Source organism: Carnobacterium sp. (assembly GCF_040274425.1).
On sequence record NZ_JBEMBC010000189.1, the window covers coordinates 1 to 732 of the forward strand.

Sequence of the window (732 nt, forward strand, 5' to 3'; positions counted from 1 at the left end):
TCCGAAAGTCATGATCTTAGATGAGGCAACTTCAAGTATCGATACTAAAACGGAAATTAAAATCCAACAAGCAATCGATCATCTCATGTTGGACAGAACCAGCTTTGTGATTGCTCATCGATTGTCGACGATTAAAAATGCAGATTTAATTTTAGTCATGGACAAAGGAAATATTATTGAAACGGGCAACCATAACGACTTATTAGAACAAGACGGCTTCTATGCTGATCTTTATCAAAGCCAATTTCAATCAGCATAAGTCTACTAGAATTATGTGAAAAATGACTATTAGAAAAAAGAGCTAGAAACAGTTTTGTTTTTAGCTCTTTTTTTAGTTCTTATTTTGAATAAACATCAGCATCGTTCGATTCAATTTTTTTGTTTCATCATGGAAAATCGCATGTCCACTCTTTCTAAAGGGTACTACAACAGTTTTAGAAATCAATTGGGTCATTTCTTCCACCACTTCATACGAACAAACAGTATCTTTTTTACCATGACAAATTAAGGTCGATACCGTAATTTTTTCAAGATCTTCACGTACATTCTCATCTCGCATAGCCAGAGCTGAAAGAATCATTCCATAAGAAGAAGCCCCTAATGCCATATTTGTTAGCCAACCTTTATAGGAGACTAAGGTTTTCTCATGAAACAGCTTTTTAATAAAGTCTTGGATCAGTTTAGGACGATCAACTTGAATTTGTTCAATCATGGCTGTGATTTCTGACTTTT

The 732-nt window shown here is 34.3% G+C and carries 1 protein-coding gene and 1 pseudogene; one reads left to right on the plus strand and one right to left on the minus strand.

From position 1 onward, the window contains the following. A pseudogene (locus ABS911_RS15205) lies at positions 1-259 on the plus strand (ABC transporter ATP-binding protein); the annotation flags it as partial. Between the two features lie 72 nt (positions 260-331). On the opposite strand, the gene ABS911_RS15210 reads toward ABS911_RS15205, so the two are convergent. Then, the coding region (locus tag ABS911_RS15210; protein WP_350468248.1) for an alpha/beta fold hydrolase at positions 332-732 on the minus strand (401 nt) is incomplete at its 5' end.